Raw genomic sequence first — 19,929 nt, 5'->3', positions numbered from 1 at the left:
TTCTTATAATTTATAAATTCCGAAGGCGCAGGCGGCAACGCCAAGTACAAAGCTTGCAAGTGCGTAAGCTATGAACATCCCGATTTTTCCGCTTTGCAAAAGCGCCAAGTTTTCGTTGGCAAAAGTGCTGAACGTGGTAAAGCCACCGCAAAAGCCTGTCACCAAAAAAAGCTTGAGGTTTGGCGAGAGGGAGTCGCACTTGAGGAAAAGTCCCGAAAAAATCCCGATGCAAAGGCAGCCCAAGATGTTTGCGACAAAGGTCGGCCACGGGAACCCGGCGACCTTCGGAATCACAAGCGACATGAAGTAGCGCAACACGCTACCGAGAGCACCGCCAAGAGCAACGAATAAGAAATTCATTTCAAGACCTTTTTGCATTCGTTTAATTCAGCGAAAACTTCGGCATGCGGAGGAGATGCGTCATGCAAGGCGGCCATTCTTCTTCGTAATGGCTGACCATAATGATTGTCGTTTCCGTCGAAAGCAGTTGCAACAGGTGGAACAACTTTTCGCGATACTCGCCCTTGAGGCCTTGCGTCGGTTCGTCAAGCAAAAGGACTTTCGGCGGGCGAATGGCGGCACGGGCCATCAGCACCAGGCGCTTGTCAATCGGCGAAATCTTACGGATAGAAATCGACGTATCTTCAAAGCCCAAGTAGGTGAGCCATTCGCGAGCCTTTGCCTTTTCTTCCCACGTGATGTTCTCGGCGCGGCAGAGGTTCGGCGTAAAGCCCGTACAAAGCACATCCAGAAGGCTCAAATCTTCGCGGTACTGGAGAGCCATTTCCGGCGAGAAGAATCCGAGTTTTGCCTTGTGGTCCCAGATATTGAGACCATGCCCCGGGCGCTCACCGAGGAGCGTAATGTCGTTGTTGTAAATCTGCGGATGGTCAGCGGTAAGCATGCCGAGGAGCGTGCTCTTGCCAGCACCGTTCTCGCCCATCACGGCCCAATGTTCCCCCTTGCGAACCGTCCAGTTCAAATTCTTGAGCACATGCGTATCGCCAAAGCGAACATTCACGTGCTTAAGATCGAAGAGAATCTCGGCACTAGAATTCACTGGATCCTTCGACTGCGCACCTTGCGGTGCATCGCTCAGGATGACACTGTTATTATCCTTCGCACCACGAAGGTCGACGATCTCGTAATCCTTGAGTTCAGCTTTTTTGAACTTCGGGGTAGCTGCGGCTTTCGGGAGTTCACCCGCATACTGCGTGAACGTCTTGTCCGCATAAACAAACGCCGGAATTTCCGGGAGCAGTTCATCTTCGCGAGCGAGGCGCACCACAACTTTCAAGCCCGGACGTTTGGCAAGGTCAGCCACGCAGCCAGCCAAATGCGCACGGTATTCCGGATCGAGCCCACCAAACAAGTCGTTGAAATAAACCCATTCCGGCTTTTCCATCCACATGCGGGCCAAGAGCACTCGGCGCAGTTCGCCGTTTGAGAGGCTCAGCAGTTTGCGGTCAAGAATTCCTTCGGCAAGGTCAGCAATGTTCAAAGCTTCGCCAAGCTTTTCCGGATCGGTCAGCGGCCACGCCATATCGTCAATGTAGCGATCCGTCTGCAAAAAGAACTTTTTGTCCAAAAGCAGGTTGCGCACCAACGGAGCTTCCGCATCATGCAAGCTGATAAAACGCTGCTGGAAGAACGGGGCCAACGCCTGCTGGATTTTACGTTGCATCGCCTCCGACATCGTGGAGACATTTTCACGTTGATTCAAAAAATGAGTAATGACTCGGTCAAGATCTTCGCCCTCGGTGCTGAAAATCTGCACCTGCGGAAACATCTCGATCAGAGCTTCAAAGCGCTTGAATTCCATGTGTCCAAAGATAGAAAAAGCCTAACGGGACGGCAAATTTTCTCCTACGCAAAAACTCCCGGCCGAAACCGGGAGCTTAGTGAGGAGGAAAGATTCTTAGAGATTAGAACTTATTGAAGAAGTCCCAAGTCGTCTTCGGCACCCAAGACTGGTTCGAACCTGGATCCTTGTGGTCCCAGATGTGGCCACCGTTCTGCGTACACCAGCGAACCGGGAATCGTTCTTCGACAGTCGTGTAGTCATAGCACACATGTGGGCCGTTACCACCATATTCCTGAGCACGCTCGTTCTTGGCCTTGCCACCTTCGGAGTTGAGTTCCAAGATGATATCGCGAGCAGAGCGACCCATTGCCGGAGTGCAGAGATTGTCCTGCAAGCCGAGCACGCCCATCCAGCCAATGCCCATCTGCTTGCGCTGCGGGAGCCAAATGTTGCGTTCAGCAGTTTCGTACACGGCAACAGCGCGGAGCACATCCTGATGGTTCCAGGAAAGACCGTTAGAGAACATGGAACCATAGCTAAAGCCTGTAGAGAACACGCGAGAAGAGTCAATGCAGAAGTTGCCTTCGAGGTATGCAAGAAGTTCATCGAAGAGCGTGTAGTCATCCTGACCCCACGGGGCCTGGTTTCCATTGCCTTCCGGAGCGACGAAGATAGCGGTATTTTCCGTATCGAGCGGTTTCAGGCCATAGTAGCCTTCATCCTGCACGCCACCGGCCCAGCCGCCCATGCACTGCATGCCGAAAATGAGTTTGTACGGTTTATTCTTGTCGTAGTTCTTCGGGATGTCGAGACGCACGGTGCGTGAACCCTTGCTCCACTTGAATTCGATATACGGCTTATCACCGCGATACTTGTAGTCAAGCTTTGTATCCTTGCCGCAACCACGTGTCGGCACAGGAGCGTTCTTGAGTCCCCAACCGTAAGCGTATTCCGGTTCCTTGACAGTTTTCTTGAGCTTGAGAGTGACGTTTGTGTCCAAGTTGCTGAGCGCAACCGTCAACGTGTCATAATCCGTTGCAATCACGCGAAGTTCATCGCCAGATTCTTCTTTCTTGAGACCGCGAGCCACAGCTTCGCCAAACGAAATCCCGTAATTGCCATTGGAAGTAAAGCGGAAATTGCTCTTAGCGCTACCGACACTCACGCGTGCAAAATAAGAGCCCTGAGATTTCACGACAGACTGCATGTCAAGCGTACCCGTGCCATAAACGGTCTCGTTCAAGACGCGGGAACCCACAGCGTCAAAGACCTGGATGCGCACCGGTTCATTTGTGCTCTGGGAATAAGACAAAACGCCGTTCATCACACTCACGTAGCCAAGCATCGGACGAGCCGCATGCAGGCCAATCGTTTCATCTTTGAAAATCTTAAATTCGCCCTTGGAATCAGTCGTTGTCTTGAGAGCATTTTTAAGAAGTTCTACGGAGGCTTTTTCGATAGCCTTGCCGCTTTCGTCGCTAACCTTACCCGTAACGGTAAAGGCCTGTGCAGATGTCGCAAAAGCAAGCGCCATTGCAGCACACTTCAAACTGAGATGATTCATACCTGTTCTCCTTTAGTATCATTCCTAACTCTTTATCCCGAAGGGACAAGTCCTCCAAACTGATTTGATACATGCAAGGAGATACGCCACACAACAGCGTGGCTCCACAAAACCAAGCATGAACACACCAGAATTCTACCTAACTAAACCCATTCATAATATATCCCCAAATGTGAACCATATCACAAGCAACTATAGTTGTTCTATGGACAATTAATCCATAAATAAAGCGCGCTGGCCCCAAGAAGGCAAAAAAGCTCAAAACATGCTACTAAATATAGATTTCAGACTTTTTTGTAGCACATTTTTGCAAAAAACAGGTTGAAATTCGCAAAAACGAGAACAAAAAAGCAAAAAAACAAGCAGGCAAGCTTTTCTTTGCTATTTTTCATCAACGATGAATTCCTTGTTAAATAAAGCAATCACTCAAGAACGCCTCTCACCGGCAGAAGGGCTCGAAATTCTGAAAAACGTCCCGTGGACCGAAGTCGTCGAGGCCGCCGATACTATACGCAAGGCCAAGCTCCCAGGTAACGGCGTGGGCTATACCGCATTCCGCATCATAAACTACACGAACGTTTGCGAAGTGACTTGCAGTTTTTGCAGTTTTTGCCGCCCCGCAAAGCACCCCGAAGCGTACATTTTGAGTTTAGACGAAATCCGTCAAAAGACGCTCGAGGCCAAAGCCAAAGGCGCCGACCAGATTTTTCTGCAGGGTGGCGTCAACAAGGAAATTCCGCTCAGCTATTACACCGACGTTTTGAAAATGCTCACACAAGAATTGGGCGTCAAGGTGCGCGGATTCTCGCCGGTTGAACTTGTCCGCATCGCGGAATTCAACGGGATAACGCTCGACGAACTGCTTGACATTTTCAAGGATGCAGGCCTCAGTTCCGTTCCAGGCGCAGGCGCCGAGATTCTCTCTGACCGCATGCGTAAAATCTTGAGTCCCAAGAAACTCCCAGCACAGCAGTGGTGCGACACGCTTGCAGCATGCCACAAGAAGGGACTCCCTGGCAGCGCAAACATCGTCATTGGCAGTGCCGAAACCGCCGAAGAAGTCATCGAGCATTTGGAATACGTGCGCAAAACGCAGGACATCGCAGGCGGATTCAAGAGTTTTGTCGTGTGGACATTCCAGCCGCAGACCGACAAATTCCCCATCCGCCATGTACGCGGCGAAGAATACCTCAAGCTGCTCGCGCTCAGCCGCCTGTACCTCGACAACGTCCCGCACATCGAAGTTTCGCTCCTTGGCATGGGACTTTCGCTCGGGGAACTCGGATTGCACGCCGGCGCCGACGACATCAACAGCATCGTCATCGAAGAGAATGTGCTTAAGAATCATGGGCTTACGACTATCGAGCAAGCCGAAAATTTCATCAAAAACGCCGGTTTCACCCCTTACCGCCGAAGTCTAAACTTTGACTAAGGCGAATTTTAATTAGACCATTCCCACTCAAAATTATAGGCTTATTTGCCCATTTTTTGTTTAAATTAAAGGAGATGCCCCATCAACGTGGGGCATGACAAACTCACTTAAAGAAGGAGATTCTTATGAGCTGGGAATGTAAATACCTCAACGAAACATTCTGCGAAAAACGCAAACAGGAATGCGACCCGGGGGCAAAAGGTTGCGTCCTTCAAGGCAAATTCAGCTTTCCGCTAAAGGAAAAGGGAAAGGCTGAAAAGAAAAGTAAATAAGGGAGATGCCCTCCCGGAACGGAGTCCGGGATGACAAAGAGGCGGGCATGACAATACAAAAAAAAGACCCTCTTTCGAGAGTCTTTAAAAGCCGAGGCTTTGCGCAATTTTCATTACGTATTTCGCAGCCCGCCAACGCCCTGATTAGATAAGGCGCAGGATTTCCTGGGCGGTCTGTTCGGCAAACGCGTTGTCTTGGACAAAGCGACGCACTTCCGTCGGGTTGATGCGTGCGTATTCAGAAAGTGCACGACCAATGCCATTGCGGATGTAATAGTCGTCATCCTTGGCGCAAGTGAGGCAGAACTGACGCAAGAGCGGCCAGTCGGTGCGGTCCTTGTACTGCACCTGGAAGATGATTGCACTGCGGCGTACCCAGATGTTCGGGTCGCGGATCCAGGAGGCAATCTTCGTACGCAACGCCGGCAAGCGGAGCGCCAAATCGCCCAGAACGCAAGAAGCGAGGGTATCGACCGTATCGCGCCAAGCTCTGGTCTTGATGAGCTTTTTCAAAAAATTAAGGTGCTGGCCACCGAGAAGAGCACGATGGCGGAACAGGTAGTCACAAGCCGCGTACTGGAATTCCCTATACGGCTGAGCCCACATGTCCTCAACCCTCGACACGAGTTCATCCCCGTCCTTTGGCGGGTACTTGTCGAAGATTGGATACGTGACTTCACGACGGGGAACCAATCTGATTCCGAGGAATTCAAATTGCTCCCTAGCCTTCTTAGACATTTCATGCGCTTCTTCTTCATTAGCGATAGAGCGCAGAGCGAGAGATATTTCTTGTGTAAACCGAAGCATGTACACCAAAAATAGTCCATAAAGAATTTTTTTTCTAGACCTTGACAAACATTTTTTTCAAATTTTTTTAATTTTTTCCCTAGATTTTTTGCAAAAAAAGTGCAAAAAAAACCTTGACAAAGCCAAAACCGCTTAAAGACTCAGAAATCATGACTGATTCCACTAGAAAAGAGGCTCTTCAAATCACTGAAGTCCCGCCTGAACTGCGTGGTCTTTCCGACGAAGAAATCATCCGCAACTCGGAAAGCAAAGAGAAAAAATTTATCGGCAAAAAGCACAATGGCGCAAAGCGCCCGTCCAAGCGTGAACGCCAGAAGCTCAAAGAACAGAGCGAAAACGCCAAGTTCAATTCGCTCGTGGCCAAGTACAACAAACCCGAAAACGCAAAGCAGCGTGAAGCCGAAAGCGATGCCGAAATCAAGAGCATCCTGAAGAAAATCGCCACGAACGCCGCTCCAAAGGCCGATGACGCCGAAGTCAAGAAAATCATCGCTAAAGCAGCCCCAGTCGAAGCTCCGAAGCGCGTGCTCACGAGCGTTCTCTCGGAACCGCCCAAGCCGCCTTCAGGCCGCGTCCTCAAGGGCTCGTTCGGCGCAAAGCTTGGCGACAAGCCGAAAACCGTCATTGTGTCCGCAGCCGACCTCGCCCGCCAGCGCATCGAAGAACGCGCGAAAAAGATCCGCGAAGCGCTCATGGCAAAGAACAAGGCTTTGCACCCGGAAGCCGCAGCAGAAATGCCGGTCAAGCGCCCCCGTGGCCGCCCCCGCAAGAATCCGCTTCCGCCACCGCCTCCGGCAGAATAACTTTTCAGCCCGCGTCCCCGTCATCCTGACGACCAAAGGGAGAAAGGATCCAGTTATTTTTCATGACCCGTGCATATTCAATGCGCGGGCATTTTTATGGAGTGCGCAGTTCCCGCCTCCCGCAATCCTCGAGAAAACAAAAAGACCTTCCGTTTTCACGAAAGGTCTTTTGAGAGGCAACGGGCGGACTCGAACCGCCGAATAAGAGTTTTGCAGACTCGCCCCTTACCAACTTGGGTACGTCGCCATAATTGCAGACGCAATATAAGTATTTTATGACGTCCTTACAAGGGGTCCAATCAAAAAAAGTGAATTTTTTTAATTTTTAGCCGTGAATTTCACCCAAATGAAGACAAAATTGCTCGCCACGCTCGGCGCCCTCTGGATGAGGAGCCTCCGCATCCGCCTGCGCGTGCCCGACGACTTCCGACCGGGGATCCTCGGACTCTGGCACAAGGACCTGCTTGCAAGCACCGCCGCCTTCAAGGACAAGAACGTCCACATTCTCGTCTCGGAATCAAACGACGGTGAATTTTTCGCCCAAGCAGCCAGGCAGCTCCATTACGAAGTCACCCGCGGTTCCGACACACACGGAGCAACAAACGTCCGCCACCTACTCAAATCGCTCAAGAACGACCGCTTTGTCGGCATGGCGCTCGATGGCCCGCACGGCCCCGCCCTCCAGGTAAAACCGGGTTCCCTGTGGCTATCAAAGGCAAGTGGACGCCCACTATGGCTCTTTTGCATCAAGTATGGCAAGCATTTTCGCTTAAACGGGTGGGATAATTTCATAATTCCTCTCCCTTTGACAGCAATTGACATCGAAATTAAGTATCTTTTGCCCGAAAATATTCAAAATAAGGAAACACAGCCGTGATTGCATTACCTCCAAAATTTGTCGCATTCGACTTAGAAACGACTGGTCTTGTAAACCGTAAAGACGAAATCATCGAAATCGGCGCCGTAAAGTTCACTGTCGAGGTGAAAAACGGACGCGTTGTGCCGAAGCTCATCTCGGAATTTGACACGCTCGTAAAGCCCAACATGCTCATCCCCGCTGAAGCAACGAACGTGAACCACATTACCGACAAAATGGTCGAAAACGCACCGCCGGTCGGCGAAGCTCTCAAGCAGTTCACCGCATTCTGCGGCCCGGGCTCCATCTTGCTCGCCCACAACGCAAACTTCGACGCCAGCTTCTTGCGTACCGCCTACGAGCAGAACCCGCAGTTCACGCCAGGCAATCCCGTCGTCGATAGCCTTGCCATTTCCAAGACCATCATGCCGGAACTCGCAAACCACAAGCTCGGTTTCATGGCAAACATGTTCATGAAGCGCGGTGAAATCTCGATGACCATCGACGAAGAAAAAATGCACCGCTCCGTGTACGACTGCGAAATGCTCATGGAAGTGTTCGTCGCCCTCCTCCGTCGCCGTCTCAAGGAGAAGGAATGGGAAATGGGCAGCATCATGCAGGCCATGGCCAAGTACAAAGGCATCCCGCAATTCATTAGAAAGTAGGAAGTAACATCATCATCGAACGACATGCGTTCGTCATTCCCGCCACCGAGCTCTTTGATCACTTAGTGCTTTAGCACTTATGTGAGCATGATCCGCGTATGGGGAGGGAATCTCCTTTTTTAGAAAACTAGAAGGAGAAGCCCTATCAAGTAGGGCTTGACAAAGAGAATTCGTCAGCCCCGGTCTAAACGCCGGGGCATTTTTTTTTGCACAATTACGAATCAGCAAAGCCAACCTTAACTGGATTCTTCGGGGCTACCCCCTCAGAATGACAATGCATACAATCAATAAATACACAAAAGACCGCCATGCAAAGCATAGCGGCTTTCGTTAAACTTTTAATCTAAGAAATTAGATTCCGAGTTCCTGAGCAACAGCCTGGATACCAAGCTTGTTGATCGTGCGGAGACCAGCAGCGCTAACGCGGAGCGTGACCCAGCGATCTTCTTCAGGAATGTAGAAGCGCTTCTTCTGGAGGTTCGGAAGCTGCTTCATCAACTTCTTACGGTTAGAGTGGGAAACCATGTTGCCCACGAGACCGGCCTTGCCGGTAACTTCACAAATGCGGCTCATATTAAACTCCGTTGTTTTTACAGGCAGCAATTTTAGCTAAAAATTCTGGAACTGTCAAGGCTAAAGTTAATCTTGCAATGCTTTTGGCAAGTTAAACTTCGTATTTTCCACTAATTTTACAAGATTTTCGACCTCAACCGGCCCAAATTTTTCTTTCAGCCAGTCGACCACACCCTGAACCAGCACTTCCGGTGCGCTCGCGCCGCTCGAAATTCCGACCGTATTTATGCCATCGAACCACGCCAAGTCAAGATCATTGACATCAGCAATCAGGTGGCTCGGGAGGCCCTGTTCCAGTCCAAGCTCCATCAAACGAGACGAATTCGAAGAATTCTTGGCCCCGACAACCAAAAGCATGTCCACCACGGAGCACAGTTCGAGCACCGCCGCCTGACGGTTGCCCGTCGCGTAGCAGAGGTCGCCCGCATCCGGTCCGATGATATTCGGGAAACGGCGCTTAAGGGCTTCGATAATCTTGCGGGTTTCGGCCACAGAAAGCGTCGTCTGCGTGATATAGGCCAGTTCCTTATCCGTAGGCACTTCGACCGTCTCAGCATCCTTTTCATTGCGAATAAGCGTAATTGCGCCTTCCGGGAGCTGTCCTAGCGTACCTTCCACTTCGGCATGGCCAGCGTGCCCAATCAAGATAATATGGCGCCCCGCATTGAAATGGCGCTTGGCACTGAAATGCACCTTGAGCACCAGCGGGCAACTCGCATCGAGCACCTGCAAATTACGGGCCTTAGCCTCTTCATAAATATGTTCAGCAACCCCATGCGCCGAGAAAATCACCACGGAACCTTCCGGTACCTGGTCGAGTTCATCGACAAAGACAACGCCCTTGCTTTTAAGCGTTTCTACAACAAACTTGTTATGAACAATTTCATGGCGGACATATATCGGCGTGCCGAACTTTTCTATCGCCTTTTCAACCACATGAATAGCGCGATCCACGCCGGCACAAAAACCACGAGGCGTCGCCAAAACAATCTTTTTCATAATTCACCTAATTAAATTACACTTCAGTTACTTTAACAAATTCTTTAAGAAAACGAGCAGCTGCTGATAAGAATCGCTAATCTTCGCACTCTCATGAGCAAGGAACGTTCGAACCAAGCGGATATCCGGCTTGTTGCGCCTAGAATATTCATCCGCCGATTGCAGCTGGGCGATAACGCCTTCACGTACAAGCGTTGCAACCGCCTCTTTTTGCCCCTCGGCGTACGGGCCAACACACGTGGAAACTCCGCTCTGGAGCGGTTCCCAAAAATCGTGGACTCCAAGGCCACGTGCAAACGATCCTCCAACAACCGCCGTTTTAGAAACAGCAAGCACCTCTTTAGTCTTGCCAAACTCGCTCACAATCGACACAGCGCCATTTTGCACTTGCGGCCAATCGACAACAGCAAGTTCCCGATTTTGGAGCGCCTTGCGGAATTCGGCCACTTCAGACAAGCGCCGCGGCATCAGCACCACAGATTCACCACGCTTGATCGAAGACAAAATCATGCGACCAAGACTCGGCATTTCCTGGATGTGCATCGAAACAAACACCGTATCAACCGTCGGATTTTCAGGAGCAGAAACGTCCTTGTTCAACCGTACCCACGGCAAAAGTTTCCAGTCTCCGCCAATCATCATCCGCGAATTATTCGCACGGGCCGAGACACTGAAAAAGCGAGACAAGTCCGAGCCTGTCTGCATACTCACAAAGCCAATGGCGGCATAGTCCATTCCAGGAACCGCATGATGGAAACGTCCCGAAACAAGAGCGACTGGCGGCCTCGTCGAAATACGCAACATCGAAGAAAGATAACCCGGCCAAAGTTCATTTTCGGCAAGAATCAGGCCTAGCGGTTTCACAGACGAGATAAACGACTTCATCGTTGCAGGAGCATCTACAGGCGCAATGTGAGCGACCACATCGACCCCCGACTCCTTAATAAACGAAACAACTTCGACTTTCTGCGTCGTAAGCAAAAGACGCGGACAATCCGGCAAGTCTTCTTTAAGGCACTTCGCCAAATTCAAAAGCATCTTGCACTCGCCAAGACTTGCGCCATGCATCCAAAGGAAAGGTCCCTTAGGCCACGGACCTCGCAAACGGGCGTTCACATGGTACTTATTTTCTATAACAGGCACCTTGGCTGCAGCTTTGGCTACAGATCCGAGAGCCTCACGCGCAATGTCAAATACCTTAAACATAGAAAACCGCCACTTTCCTTAATATCAATAATAAATTACAAAAGAAAAGCCACAGCCATGTCGAAGAATCGGCAAAAAAAGCCTGCCAAAAGGCTCTTTGCGCGGGAACGTGTTCAGAATCACAAGAAGAACCACCCCACAAGCCCAGATGCGGAGCAAAAGCAGGAGTTTTGCGAGCCCACGCGCGCCACACATCGCCAAATTTCTGTTCCAAGAAGCGGTCTTCAATTCGCGAAAGCGCCACTTCAAAAGCCACTACAACAACCATAAACGCGAGCACCCAAAGCGACACGCCTAAATGGAAAAACGCGACACCAAGAGCTAAGCCCGTATTTGATATGTAAAGCGGATGACGAACGTGAACGTAAGGACCGCAAGTCACAAGTTCATCGGCAGCATGGACATGCCCACGAGTATGTTCGCCAATAAAGCGCCGCGACTGCACTCGTAAAAATGCACTTACAACGTAAATTGGGATTGCAATTAGGGGGCCTATGGTTCCATCGCCCGGAGGCGCACAAACAAGAGCTACAGCAATAATGCCCAAGATGTATCCGCGATAGCGATACAAAAAAGCAGAAAATTTACAATCCGCCTTAGGCATTGCCCATCTCCACGACATTGAAACGTTGTTCTAATTCATGAGACAGGACATCATGACTTACGAGAACCACCCACTTGTGAAGCAAATCCGACGTATCGAGGAACGCCGTCAAAAGCAATTCACGGTCCGCAAGCGCCACAGACGCAAACGGTTCATCGAGCAAAATCATGGAACTATCTGAGGCAAGAGCCCAAGCCAAGGCGACACGCGCACGTTCTCCGCCCGACATTCCCTCCTTGGCAATTATTTTGTCCACTCGCGCGGCATGGGCAAATCCGACAACCGCAGTAGAATTCGTTTGCGCAAGAAGTTTTTTAAATAAGTGAATTGGCGGCAATTCCAAATCTTGAGCAACAAAAAATACGTTATTCTTCAGAGGAATCGAACTTGAAATTTTTCCATAGTCCCATTCTTCAAGCCCAGCAATCAAGCGCAACAGCGTCGATTTGCCGACACCATTTCGGCCACGGACAAGTACCGGCTTTTGAGTATTCCAGCAAAGCGAAAAATTGCTAAAGAGCGTTTCGAACGCACCTTCATAAGCAAAATCTCCATGCATAATTTGCAAGCAGTCCGAATCTGGAGAACACGTTTTTTCTGCAGAACTAGAATCCGATTTTTTCGAAGGCAACATCTCGAACTTTTCCAAAACGCGAAGCGCACTCATCGCAGACCTTGCCTGCGGCATCACGCGGGCACACTCTTTCACAGGTTTGTAACAAAGGAGAACCGCCGAGCAGTAAAGCACAAGACCCGTTCCGTCCATCCAACCTTTCGAAATCAGGAGAGCGCAGAATGCAAGCACAAAGACCATCGCCAGAACCGACACCGTTTCCGTAATCAGCGAAAGCACACCCTTGCGGAGCGAGACATCAAGACCATCGTCCCTAAGATTGCGCACTTGCGTAATCAAGTCATTTGAGACTTCCTTGCGTTCAAAGCGGGAACTCCAACGGCGAAATAGCTTACGAGCAAGGTAAAGCGAGCCGCGAAAACCAGAACGTTCCGTCAATAGGTTTTCTTCGGCAGGCCCCATTTTATGCAAACGGCGTTGCATCCAGCCCACGAGCGGAACCACAACAACAAACAAGAACAGCGTTAGTGGCCATGAGATGTAAAACAGCACCGGTAAAAAGACCAAAAGCTGGAGCACAGCCTGAACACCCTGGAAAAACACGCCGCCGTTCGATTGCAAAACAACAGTCGATTCATATGCGGACTCAACTTTTGATTCGCCCTCCGGCGTATGGAACACTCGCGGAGAAAGCGAGCGGAGCGTATGCAGGAACCATGCAGAAACAAGGGAGCCCGCGCCAAAAAGCCATTTTTCAGAAATGCTCAACTTCCAAACGAAAAAAGCAAAGCGAAGCGCCGTAAGGACAACCATCAATACTAGCCATTGCGTAAGCGAGAAAATCGGCTTGCCCTGGAGAATATCCATAAACGACCGAATGCCCCAAAGCAACGCCGCGTCGGCGGCACTCGCGAGCAAAGCCACCGGCAAAAAGCGCAAAACACCTCGCCAAAGTATCTTTTTTAGCCTTTTTTTCAGAATCACGAGAGAAAAAATAAAAAAATCAAACAAAAACCCTTGACAATTTTCTATAAACATCTATATTTGGCGCACACAAAACGCCCCTATCGTCTAGTGGCCCAGGACTCGGGATTTTCATTCCCGCAACAGCGGTTCGAAACCGCTTGGGGGTATAAGGAAAAGGCTTGCTTCTTAGCAAGCCTTTTTCGTTACCCTCGAGCAAACCGCGACAAAGGGTATAAAAAGATCCCGCACCCTCAAAAAAAATTATCAACCCACCCTTGACATTATTCAATAAAATCCTATATTTGTCCTCACACAAAACGCCCCTATCGTCTAGTGGCCCAGGACTCGGGATTTTCATTCCCGCAACAGCGGTTCGAAACCGCTTGGGGGTATAAGGAAAAGGCTTGCTTCTTAGCAAGCCTTTTTCGTTACCCTCGAGCAAACCGCGACAAAGGGTATAAAAAGATCCCGCACCCTCAAAAAAAATTATCAACCCACCCTTGACATTATTCAATAAAATCCTATATTTGTCCTCACACAAAACGCCCCTATCGTCTAGTGGCCCAGGACTCGGGATTTTCATTCCCGCAACAGCGGTTCGAAACCGCTTGGGGGTATAAGAAAAAGGCTTGCTTCTTAGCAAGCCTTTTTCGTTACCCACGAGCAAACCGCGACATAGGGTATAAAAAAGATCGACTGAAAAGTCGGTCTTTTTTTGTAACCGCCCAAAGCGGTATAAAAAAGTCAACCGTAAGGTTGGCCTTTTTTGTAACCGTGAAATGCCGCGAGCTCTATAAACGGGAAGTCGCCCTCGATAGGAGGGCGACAGTATTTTACGAGTTGGAATGAGAGACTTCTGAATAAACTCCTAATACACCAAAACCGTTCCTTACGGTTCCTATTGTCTCAGTTTATTTCGTTAAATTCTTAGAAGGGCGCTTGGAATTGCGCAAACAAATCAAAGCTCCCCTCTGATACGTTCACGTAAATAAATATAGCATATTTTTTAGAAAAGAATACATTTTTATTACAAAAATTCATTTTTTGACCACAGAAGTGCTAAAAATTACCAATTTATGGAAAATTTGACGTTTCTTAAGGGGTTGGAGAGCTCATTTTTTTTCACTTTGCCCTCTCTCAAGGAGAGAGAGGGATGGGACGGCTCAGTCACATTCTGTTCCTTCGCCGCCCTCCGGGTTACGGCCGGAGGCCGTAATCCTTGACCGCGCTGTGTTCGCTTCGCTCTCGCGCGGTCAATCAAACCCTCTGCGAGGGTTCTCATCCACCATTATTTCACTTGAAACAAAAAGCGAAGCCTTGCGGCTTCGCTTTTTGTTTCAAAGGAGAGAGAGGGATTCGAACCCTCGGTCCTGTGACAGACTCCGGATTTCGAGACCGGCCCATTCGACCACTCTGGCATCTCTCCGAGGTTTGCATAATATAGTATAATTCATTTAAACTGTCTATGAAAAATTCCGGCGCGGCGGCAACATTCTTTTTTATTACTTCATCACCAGCGGTTCTAAAAACCTTTGATTTCAAACCTTTATTTTCTACATTTGGCGCAAAATTAAGGGGACCCAACAGACTTCAGGTTTATAAGTGCGAGTGCACTTCGGGGCTTATTGAATGCTCGATTCGAGCAAAGTGATGACGCGGCATGTGCTGCAGATGAAGTTTACGGATCCCGAAGGTGACTTATGGCAGAAGATATTTCTTGCGGCCCGGAAATCGACGTTCCGGAAAATAACGACAACTCTAAATTGCAGCTCGAAGCGGATGCGTTCTTGAACGCCATCGCAGGCGGAGCAGACGAAGACCAGGCAGACGAAGCCGCATTCTTTGCAGCAAATCCGGATGGCATTGTCGTTGACGACAACGGCGAGGTTCTGGAATCTGGCGCAAATTCCAAGATTAAGAAAGGCGAAAAAATCGAATTTATCGACGATGACGATGTGACAAGTGATATTGAAAAGGAGATGCCCCCCCGGAATAAATCCGGGGTGACAGAAGCCAGGCATGACACAACCGCTGATGAAGTTTCTGTAGCTTCGACAAGCTCGGCAAACTTAAATGAAGACTCCGCAGACGAAGAAGATGTCGGCGACGAATCATTGGTGACGTTTGACGATCTCGGTCTCTCTCCGGAAGTTCTTGAAGCGGTCAAGCTCGCCGGCTACGAAACGCCCTCGCCCATTCAGGCTAAGGCCATCCCGGCACTTTTGCAGGGCGCAAACCTTCTCGGAACAGCACAGACAGGTACCGGCAAGACGGCAGCATTCTCGCTTCCGCTCCTTTCGCGCATCAACTTCAACGGACGCGAAACGTCCATGCTCGTGCTCACGCCGACACGCGAACTTGCGATCCAGGTTTCAGATGCCATCCAGCAATACGCCGTCAAGATGCAAAACGTGACGGTTGTCCCAGTCTATGGCGGTCAGGATATCGCTATCCAGTTGCGCGCCCTCAAGCGCAAGGCAAGCATCGTCGTTGCCACACCGGGCCGTTTGATAGACCATATCAAGCGCGGTTCTATTTCGCTCGGAGCGGTCAAGGCAATCGTCCTCGACGAAGCTGACGAAATGCTCGACATGGGCTTTATGGAAGACGTGGAAACCATCCTCAAGGAAATCCCCGCCGACGCCCAGCGCGCCCTATTTAGCGCCACCATGCCGGACAGCGTCAAGAAGATTATCGACCAACACTTGGGCGAATACGAAGAAGCCCGCATCGAAGGCAAGACGACCACGGTCGAAAATATTTGCCAGCGCTACTTGCTCGTGAAAAACGAACACAAGATCGAAGCGCTCGCCCGCGTGCTCGAAGGCGAAGAATTTGACGGCGTACTCATTTTCGTGCGCACCAAGCAGAACACCACCGAAGTGGCCGAAAAGCTCGAAAGCCGCGGATTCAACGTGGCTCCGCTCAACGGCGACCTCGCCCAGTCCATGCGCGAACGCACCATCAACCGCCTCAAGATGGGCAAGCTCGACATCGTCGTCGCAACAGACGTCGCCGCCCGCGGTATTGACGTGGACCGAATTTCGCTCGTTGTGAACTATGACATTCCGTACGACACCGAATCCTACGTGCACCGCATTGGCCGTACAGGCCGTGCAGGCCGCAGCGGTAACGCCATCTTGTTCATCACGCCACGTGAAAAGCGCATGCTCAAGACCATCGAAAAAGCTACGCGCCAGCCGATTGACGTGATGGAAATGCCGACCTCCGAACAAATCAGCAAGAAGCGCGTCGAAGCATTCAAGGCTAAAGTCAAGAGCGTTGTAAGCTACGGTGAACTCGACCAGTTCAAGGAACTCGTCCGCGCACTCGCCGCAGAAGGCTGCAACATGAAGGATGGCGTTGCCCTTGAAGATGGCTCCGTCAACGAAATGACCGCCGAAGACATCGCAGCAGCAGTCATCAAGATGTACCAGAAAAAGCAGCCGCTCTTCCCGAACCTCCCGCCGCTCGAAGCTCCGAAGGATCGTCGCGAAAAGGTCCGCAGCGGCAGAGACTTCCTCGGCAACGGCGAAGATTTCGGCCTCAATAGCGAAGAACAGAAGCGCATGCGTAAGGAACGCAAGGAAGGCTTGAACGGCGTCGAAGAAGGCTTCTTGCGCTACTATCTTGGCGTCGGCCGCATTGACCACGTTACCCCGCGCGACATCGTGGGAGCAATCGCTGGCGAAGCAAACATCAACAGCAGCAACATCGGCCGTATCAAGCTCTTTGACAAATTCAGTACCGTTGAACTCCCGAACACGCTTCCGCAAGACGTTCTCGACATCTTGTCCGAAATGACAATCCGCGGTAACGACGCCCGCTTCCGCGTGATGACCGACGAACCGCCCGAGGGCCCCGCACCGGGAACAAGACCGCACGCTAGCCGCGAAGAACGCCGCAGTTTCCATCGCGACCGCAAGGGAGGATTCCACGACGATGAACGTCGTGGCGGATTCCGCAAAAATCGCGAAGGCGGTGAACGCTTTGGGGACAAGCCTTTCGAAAACCGCAAGGCACGCCGCGAGCGCCAATTCGCTGACCGCAAGCCCGGCAAGTTCGAAGACAAGCCTTTCCGCAAAGACCGCGACGAGCGCAGCTTTGGTGATAAGCCGTTCCGCAAGACGCGCCGTTTCGGTAGAGTCTAAGCCAAATTAAAACAAACAACTTAACGGAATTCAGAACGAATTCCGTTTTTTTATTCTTAAAAACAAAGTTTGTAAAAAATATTTCATGATTTGCTTTTTTCTCCACTGTTATATATACCTGATTATATACAATCCCTAAGGAGAAAAAAATGGCTACAACTAAAAAGAAAGTTCAAACAAAGGATATCATTAAAGATATCACGACAAGTCTGAAAAAAGAAATTGTCGCTAGCCCGAAAGACGTGCTCAAAGCACTCGATCTTGACGATATCGTCGCCAAAGACGATAAGAAGAAAGATATTTCTATCGGCGACCTGTTGGAAGGCATTCCCGCAACAAAGCGCGCAGGCCTTTCTGCAGCACTCGCCGAATCATTGGTCAATAACGAAATTCTTCAGCAAAACGTTCTTGTTGAAATTGGCAAACTTATACCGGGTAACTTTGAACCCGCAGAAGTTTTGAAACCCGTCATTCCGGCAGTAAAAGCAGACATAAAAGTAAGGCCCAAAATTCCCATCAAGCCAATTACAACAGTCGTCCCTGTTACCCCCATTATCCAAAGACCGCCCATTATTCCAAGGCCGCCTATCAATCCGAAACCGCCTATTATTCCAAGACCGACGGTTAAACCGATTCCGCCCGGCCCAGATCCAGTCAAGCCTCTCGTTAAGCCGGAATCGATTTCACGCATCAAACCAAAGGTCTTGATCAAGCCGAAGGTAGATATTCTCGTCAAGCCGGAAATCAAGCCAAAGGTAGATATCCTTGTCAAGCCGGAATCCATATCTCGCATTAAGCCGAAGATCATTCCGGAAATCAATGTAAGAGGCAATTTGGAACTTCAGCTTGAAGAGGTCCAGCGCATCCGCAAGGCGCTCCCCAAGAACGCCACCAAGGCCGAAAAGAAGGCTGCCGCCAATGCAGAAAAGCAGCTTAAGAACCTGATAAAGGCCGCCAAAAGAGCCGAACCCAAAGCAACAAAGAAAGCAAAAAAATAAATGAAGATTACTCCGTTAAAAAGCGGGGTATTTAGCTTCGTGACAACAGATGGGTGTACCGCAAGGTGCTCCCACTGTTTGATGAATTGTACCCCAAATAAAAAAAACAAGCTTCAATTTGAACAAATGCAGAAATGCATTGATCAAGTTGTAAAAGAATACGATGTCAAGATGATCGTATTTACGGGTGGCGAATCGACTTTGCTCGGTGAAGATCTAGTCCGCACCATCCGCTATTGTACGCTAAACTTCCTAAAGACTAGGCTTGTCACGAACGCCTTCTGGGCAACCAGCTTAGAACGAGCACAACGCTATATTGAGAAATTCCGCAGTGTCGGGCTCACCGAAATCAATTTCAGCGTTGATGACTACCACGAGCCATTTGTCCCACTGGAAAACATCCGCAATGCTTGGCAAGCCTGCAAAGGCGCTGGTTTTGAATCCGTCATTCTGGCTAATAGCCATGGGAATAACGACAAAATCGTCCCAGCATACATCCAGGAATTTTTAGGCGAAAAAATCGAAGTTGCGGTCTCAAACGGACCTGAAGACAACGAGATAAAGGAGCCAGGAAAAGAAACCCTATATCAGATTTACGAAAACACGCTACAAAAAAGCGGTCGTGCCGCATCGCTCGATAGCGAGAAATTCGACACAATCGAAAATCAGGAGAATTTGGCCTGCTGCTGCCCATGGGCGGTCAGCGACCCGGTTGTTTCACCGCTGGGACACGTATGGGCTTGTTGCGGCATTCCGTCGGACAACAACGCAATCTTGGATCTCGGAGATACAAATAAGGAGAAAATCAAGACAATCCTGAACAGAGCAAGCAAAGACGTTCTACTCAATGCAATCCATGAGTTGGGCCCTCTAAAGCTCTGTCAATTTGTCGAAGAGCATAGCAATATCAAATTCAACAAAAGCTTTTGCGGAGTCTGTGAAATCTGTAGCGCTCTGACAAACAACAAGAACGCGGTCAAGGTTTTACGGGACAACGAAAAAAGCATTGCGGCCATAATACGCGCAAAAGAGAGTATTGCAAAGCTTTCTGATGTCCTAGCTCAAAAACAGTAAGACATATTTTTCTTCCAAAATAAAAGAAGTCCGTCTCCAACACAGACGGACTTTCTTTTTTCGTGATCAAGGACTAGGCGGCGAAGACGATCAGCGCGCAGCTCAGCACAAGCAGGAGCACGCCCCAAACAGTCTCGACAATGGGACCCAGCTTCCTGATCTCATTCTCTTTGTTTTCCATAGTGGACTCCTTTTTTACCCCGAGGCCTGCGACATCGCCTGCCTACATTCTTAAACTACAATTACTACAAGCTCGGGGAACATACTTTTTGGCTATTTTTATGGACTTTTTATCAATGTGCCAGGTTGGAATATTCAAGGTGCAAATATTGCAGGTCCGCATAACGGCGCGGTTTCCAGCGCGACCGGCATGCGGACAAAGAAACACAAACAACATAGAAAAATGATTAGATAAGTCAGTAACGAGATGTGTAAGCCGATGCCGTCCCTGCACAAGTCCGGTATGGCAGTGCACCACGGGATTCGCGGGAGCGCCTGCGCGATTCGTGGAAGCGGCGGGCGGCACAAAAAAGAAAAAGCCCCGCCCGACGTGTTGCGTCAGGCGGGGCGTGAATCCAGCG

16 protein-coding genes and 5 tRNA genes are annotated in these 19,929 nt (G+C 50.0%); 10 read left to right on the top strand and 11 right to left on the bottom strand.

Translation table 11 applies throughout. The features are described 5' to 3' along the window. Positions 1-3 precede the first annotated feature (3 nt). From crcB to B7991_RS10660, 3 genes are all read right to left on the bottom strand, one after another. Positions 4-360 carry a fluoride efflux transporter CrcB gene (crcB, locus tag B7991_RS10670; protein WP_085492235.1) on the bottom strand — a complete coding sequence of 119 codons (357 nt, stop codon included), beginning with the start codon at positions 358-360 and terminating at the stop codon, positions 4-6. A 22-nt stretch (positions 361-382) separates the two neighbouring features. Further along, the gene (locus tag B7991_RS10665) at positions 383-1,822 is read right to left on the bottom strand and encodes an ATP-binding cassette domain-containing protein (protein ID WP_088630809.1); all 1,440 of its coding nucleotides are present in this window, start codon (positions 1,820-1,822) and stop codon (positions 383-385) included. A gap of 103 nt (positions 1,823-1,925) precedes the next feature. Then, positions 1,926-3,368 (bottom strand): esterase, encoded by a 1,443-nt coding sequence (locus B7991_RS10660; protein WP_088630808.1) that lies wholly within the window; start codon positions 3,366-3,368, stop codon positions 1,926-1,928. Between the two features lie 397 nt (positions 3,369-3,765). On the opposite strand from B7991_RS10660, the gene B7991_RS10655 reads away from it, so the two are divergent. Continuing rightward, positions 3,766-4,800 carry a radical SAM protein gene (locus B7991_RS10655; protein ID WP_088630807.1) on the top strand — a complete coding sequence of 345 codons (1,035 nt, stop codon included), beginning with the start codon at positions 3,766-3,768 and terminating at the stop codon, positions 4,798-4,800. Positions 4,801-5,216: 416 nt separating this feature from the next. Here B7991_RS10655 and B7991_RS10650 read toward each other — a convergent pair whose 3' ends face one another. After that, on the bottom strand, positions 5,217-5,879 hold the full coding sequence (locus tag B7991_RS10650) for a DNA alkylation repair protein (RefSeq protein WP_088630912.1): 663 nt from the start codon (positions 5,877-5,879) through the stop codon (positions 5,217-5,219). A gap of 149 nt (positions 5,880-6,028) precedes the next feature. Between B7991_RS10650 and B7991_RS10645 the strand changes: the two genes are divergently transcribed. After that, positions 6,029-6,682, top strand: a complete 654-nt coding sequence (locus B7991_RS10645; RefSeq protein ID WP_088630806.1) for a hypothetical protein — start codon at positions 6,029-6,031, stop codon at positions 6,680-6,682. 174 nt (positions 6,683-6,856) lie between these two features. Here the strand turns inward: B7991_RS10645 and B7991_RS10640 are convergent. Further along, positions 6,857-6,929: transfer RNA gene (locus B7991_RS10640), tRNA-Cys, on the bottom strand. Positions 6,930-7,028: 99 nt separating this feature from the next. On the opposite strand from B7991_RS10640, the gene B7991_RS10635 reads away from it, so the two are divergent. Both B7991_RS10635 and B7991_RS10630 read left to right on the top strand, forming a co-directional pair. Continuing rightward, on the top strand, positions 7,029-7,559 hold the full coding sequence (locus tag B7991_RS10635; protein WP_235003047.1) for a lysophospholipid acyltransferase family protein: 531 nt from the start codon (positions 7,029-7,031) through the stop codon (positions 7,557-7,559). Next, positions 7,556-8,203, top strand: coding sequence for a PolC-type DNA polymerase III (locus B7991_RS10630; RefSeq protein ID WP_088630805.1), 648 nt, complete (start codon positions 7,556-7,558; stop codon positions 8,201-8,203). The genes B7991_RS10635 and B7991_RS10630 overlap by 4 nt, the downstream gene beginning before the upstream one ends. A 351-nt stretch (positions 8,204-8,554) precedes the next feature. Here the strand turns inward: B7991_RS10630 and rpmB are convergent, their stop codons facing one another. From rpmB to B7991_RS10605, 5 genes are all read right to left on the bottom strand, one after another. Continuing rightward, positions 8,555-8,776, bottom strand: coding sequence for a 50S ribosomal protein L28 (gene rpmB / locus B7991_RS10625; protein WP_014546602.1), 222 nt, complete (start codon positions 8,774-8,776; stop codon positions 8,555-8,557). A gap of 66 nt (positions 8,777-8,842) precedes the next feature. Further along, entirely contained in the window at positions 8,843-9,775 is a 933-nt protein-coding gene (ispH, locus tag B7991_RS10620) for a 4-hydroxy-3-methylbut-2-enyl diphosphate reductase (RefSeq protein WP_088630804.1), read from the bottom strand. Between the two features lie 27 nt (positions 9,776-9,802). Beyond that, positions 9,803-10,981 (bottom strand): 3-deoxy-D-manno-octulosonic acid transferase, encoded by a 1,179-nt coding sequence (locus B7991_RS10615; RefSeq protein WP_088630803.1) that lies wholly within the window; start codon positions 10,979-10,981, stop codon positions 9,803-9,805. Further along, on the bottom strand, positions 10,974-11,585 hold the full coding sequence (locus B7991_RS10610) for an isoprenylcysteine carboxylmethyltransferase family protein (protein ID WP_088630802.1): 612 nt from the start codon (positions 11,583-11,585) through the stop codon (positions 10,974-10,976). The genes B7991_RS10615 and B7991_RS10610 overlap by 8 nt, the downstream gene beginning before the upstream one ends. Beyond that, entirely contained in the window at positions 11,578-13,026 is a 1,449-nt protein-coding gene (locus tag B7991_RS10605; protein ID WP_254917945.1) for an ABC transporter ATP-binding protein, read from the bottom strand. The genes B7991_RS10610 and B7991_RS10605 overlap by 8 nt, the downstream gene beginning before the upstream one ends. Before the next feature lie 193 nt (positions 13,027-13,219). Here B7991_RS10605 and B7991_RS10600 point away from each other — a divergent pair. The 3 genes from B7991_RS10600 to B7991_RS10590 all read left to right on the top strand — a co-directional run bounded on the left by B7991_RS10600 (position 13,220) and on the right by B7991_RS10590 (position 13,742). Then, a tRNA-Glu gene (locus tag B7991_RS10600) sits at positions 13,220-13,292 on the top strand. 152 nt (positions 13,293-13,444) lie between these two features. Next, positions 13,445-13,517, top strand: a tRNA-Glu gene (locus B7991_RS10595). Positions 13,518-13,669: 152 nt separating this feature from the next. Beyond that, a tRNA-Glu gene (locus tag B7991_RS10590) sits at positions 13,670-13,742 on the top strand. A gap of 724 nt (positions 13,743-14,466) precedes the next feature. Here the strand turns inward: B7991_RS10590 and B7991_RS10585 are convergent. Further along, positions 14,467-14,551: transfer RNA gene (locus tag B7991_RS10585), tRNA-Ser, on the bottom strand. A gap of 274 nt (positions 14,552-14,825) precedes the next feature. Here B7991_RS10585 and B7991_RS10580 point away from each other — a divergent pair. The 3 genes from B7991_RS10580 to B7991_RS10570 all read left to right on the top strand — a co-directional run bounded on the left by B7991_RS10580 (position 14,826) and on the right by B7991_RS10570 (position 19,348). After that, a complete protein-coding gene (locus tag B7991_RS10580; RefSeq protein ID WP_254917944.1) occupies positions 14,826-17,276 on the top strand; it encodes a DEAD/DEAH box helicase in 2,451 nt (816 codons plus the stop codon). A gap of 149 nt (positions 17,277-17,425) precedes the next feature. Continuing rightward, positions 17,426-18,274 (top strand): hypothetical protein, encoded by an 849-nt coding sequence (locus tag B7991_RS10575; protein ID WP_088630800.1) that lies wholly within the window; start codon positions 17,426-17,428, stop codon positions 18,272-18,274. Continuing rightward, positions 18,275-19,348: a radical SAM protein gene (locus B7991_RS10570; protein WP_088630799.1), complete on the top strand. Its 1,074-nt coding sequence runs from the start codon at positions 18,275-18,277 to the stop codon at positions 19,346-19,348. It abuts the gene before it with no gap. Positions 19,349-19,929 lie beyond the last annotated feature (581 nt).

It is taken from the genome of Fibrobacter sp. UWB3, from assembly GCF_002210405.1.
Classification (GTDB): Bacteria; Fibrobacterota; Fibrobacteria; order Fibrobacterales; family Fibrobacteraceae; genus Fibrobacter.
The sequence above is the reverse complement of the archived record's forward strand: the minus strand, read 5'-3'. Positions and strand labels throughout refer to the sequence as shown.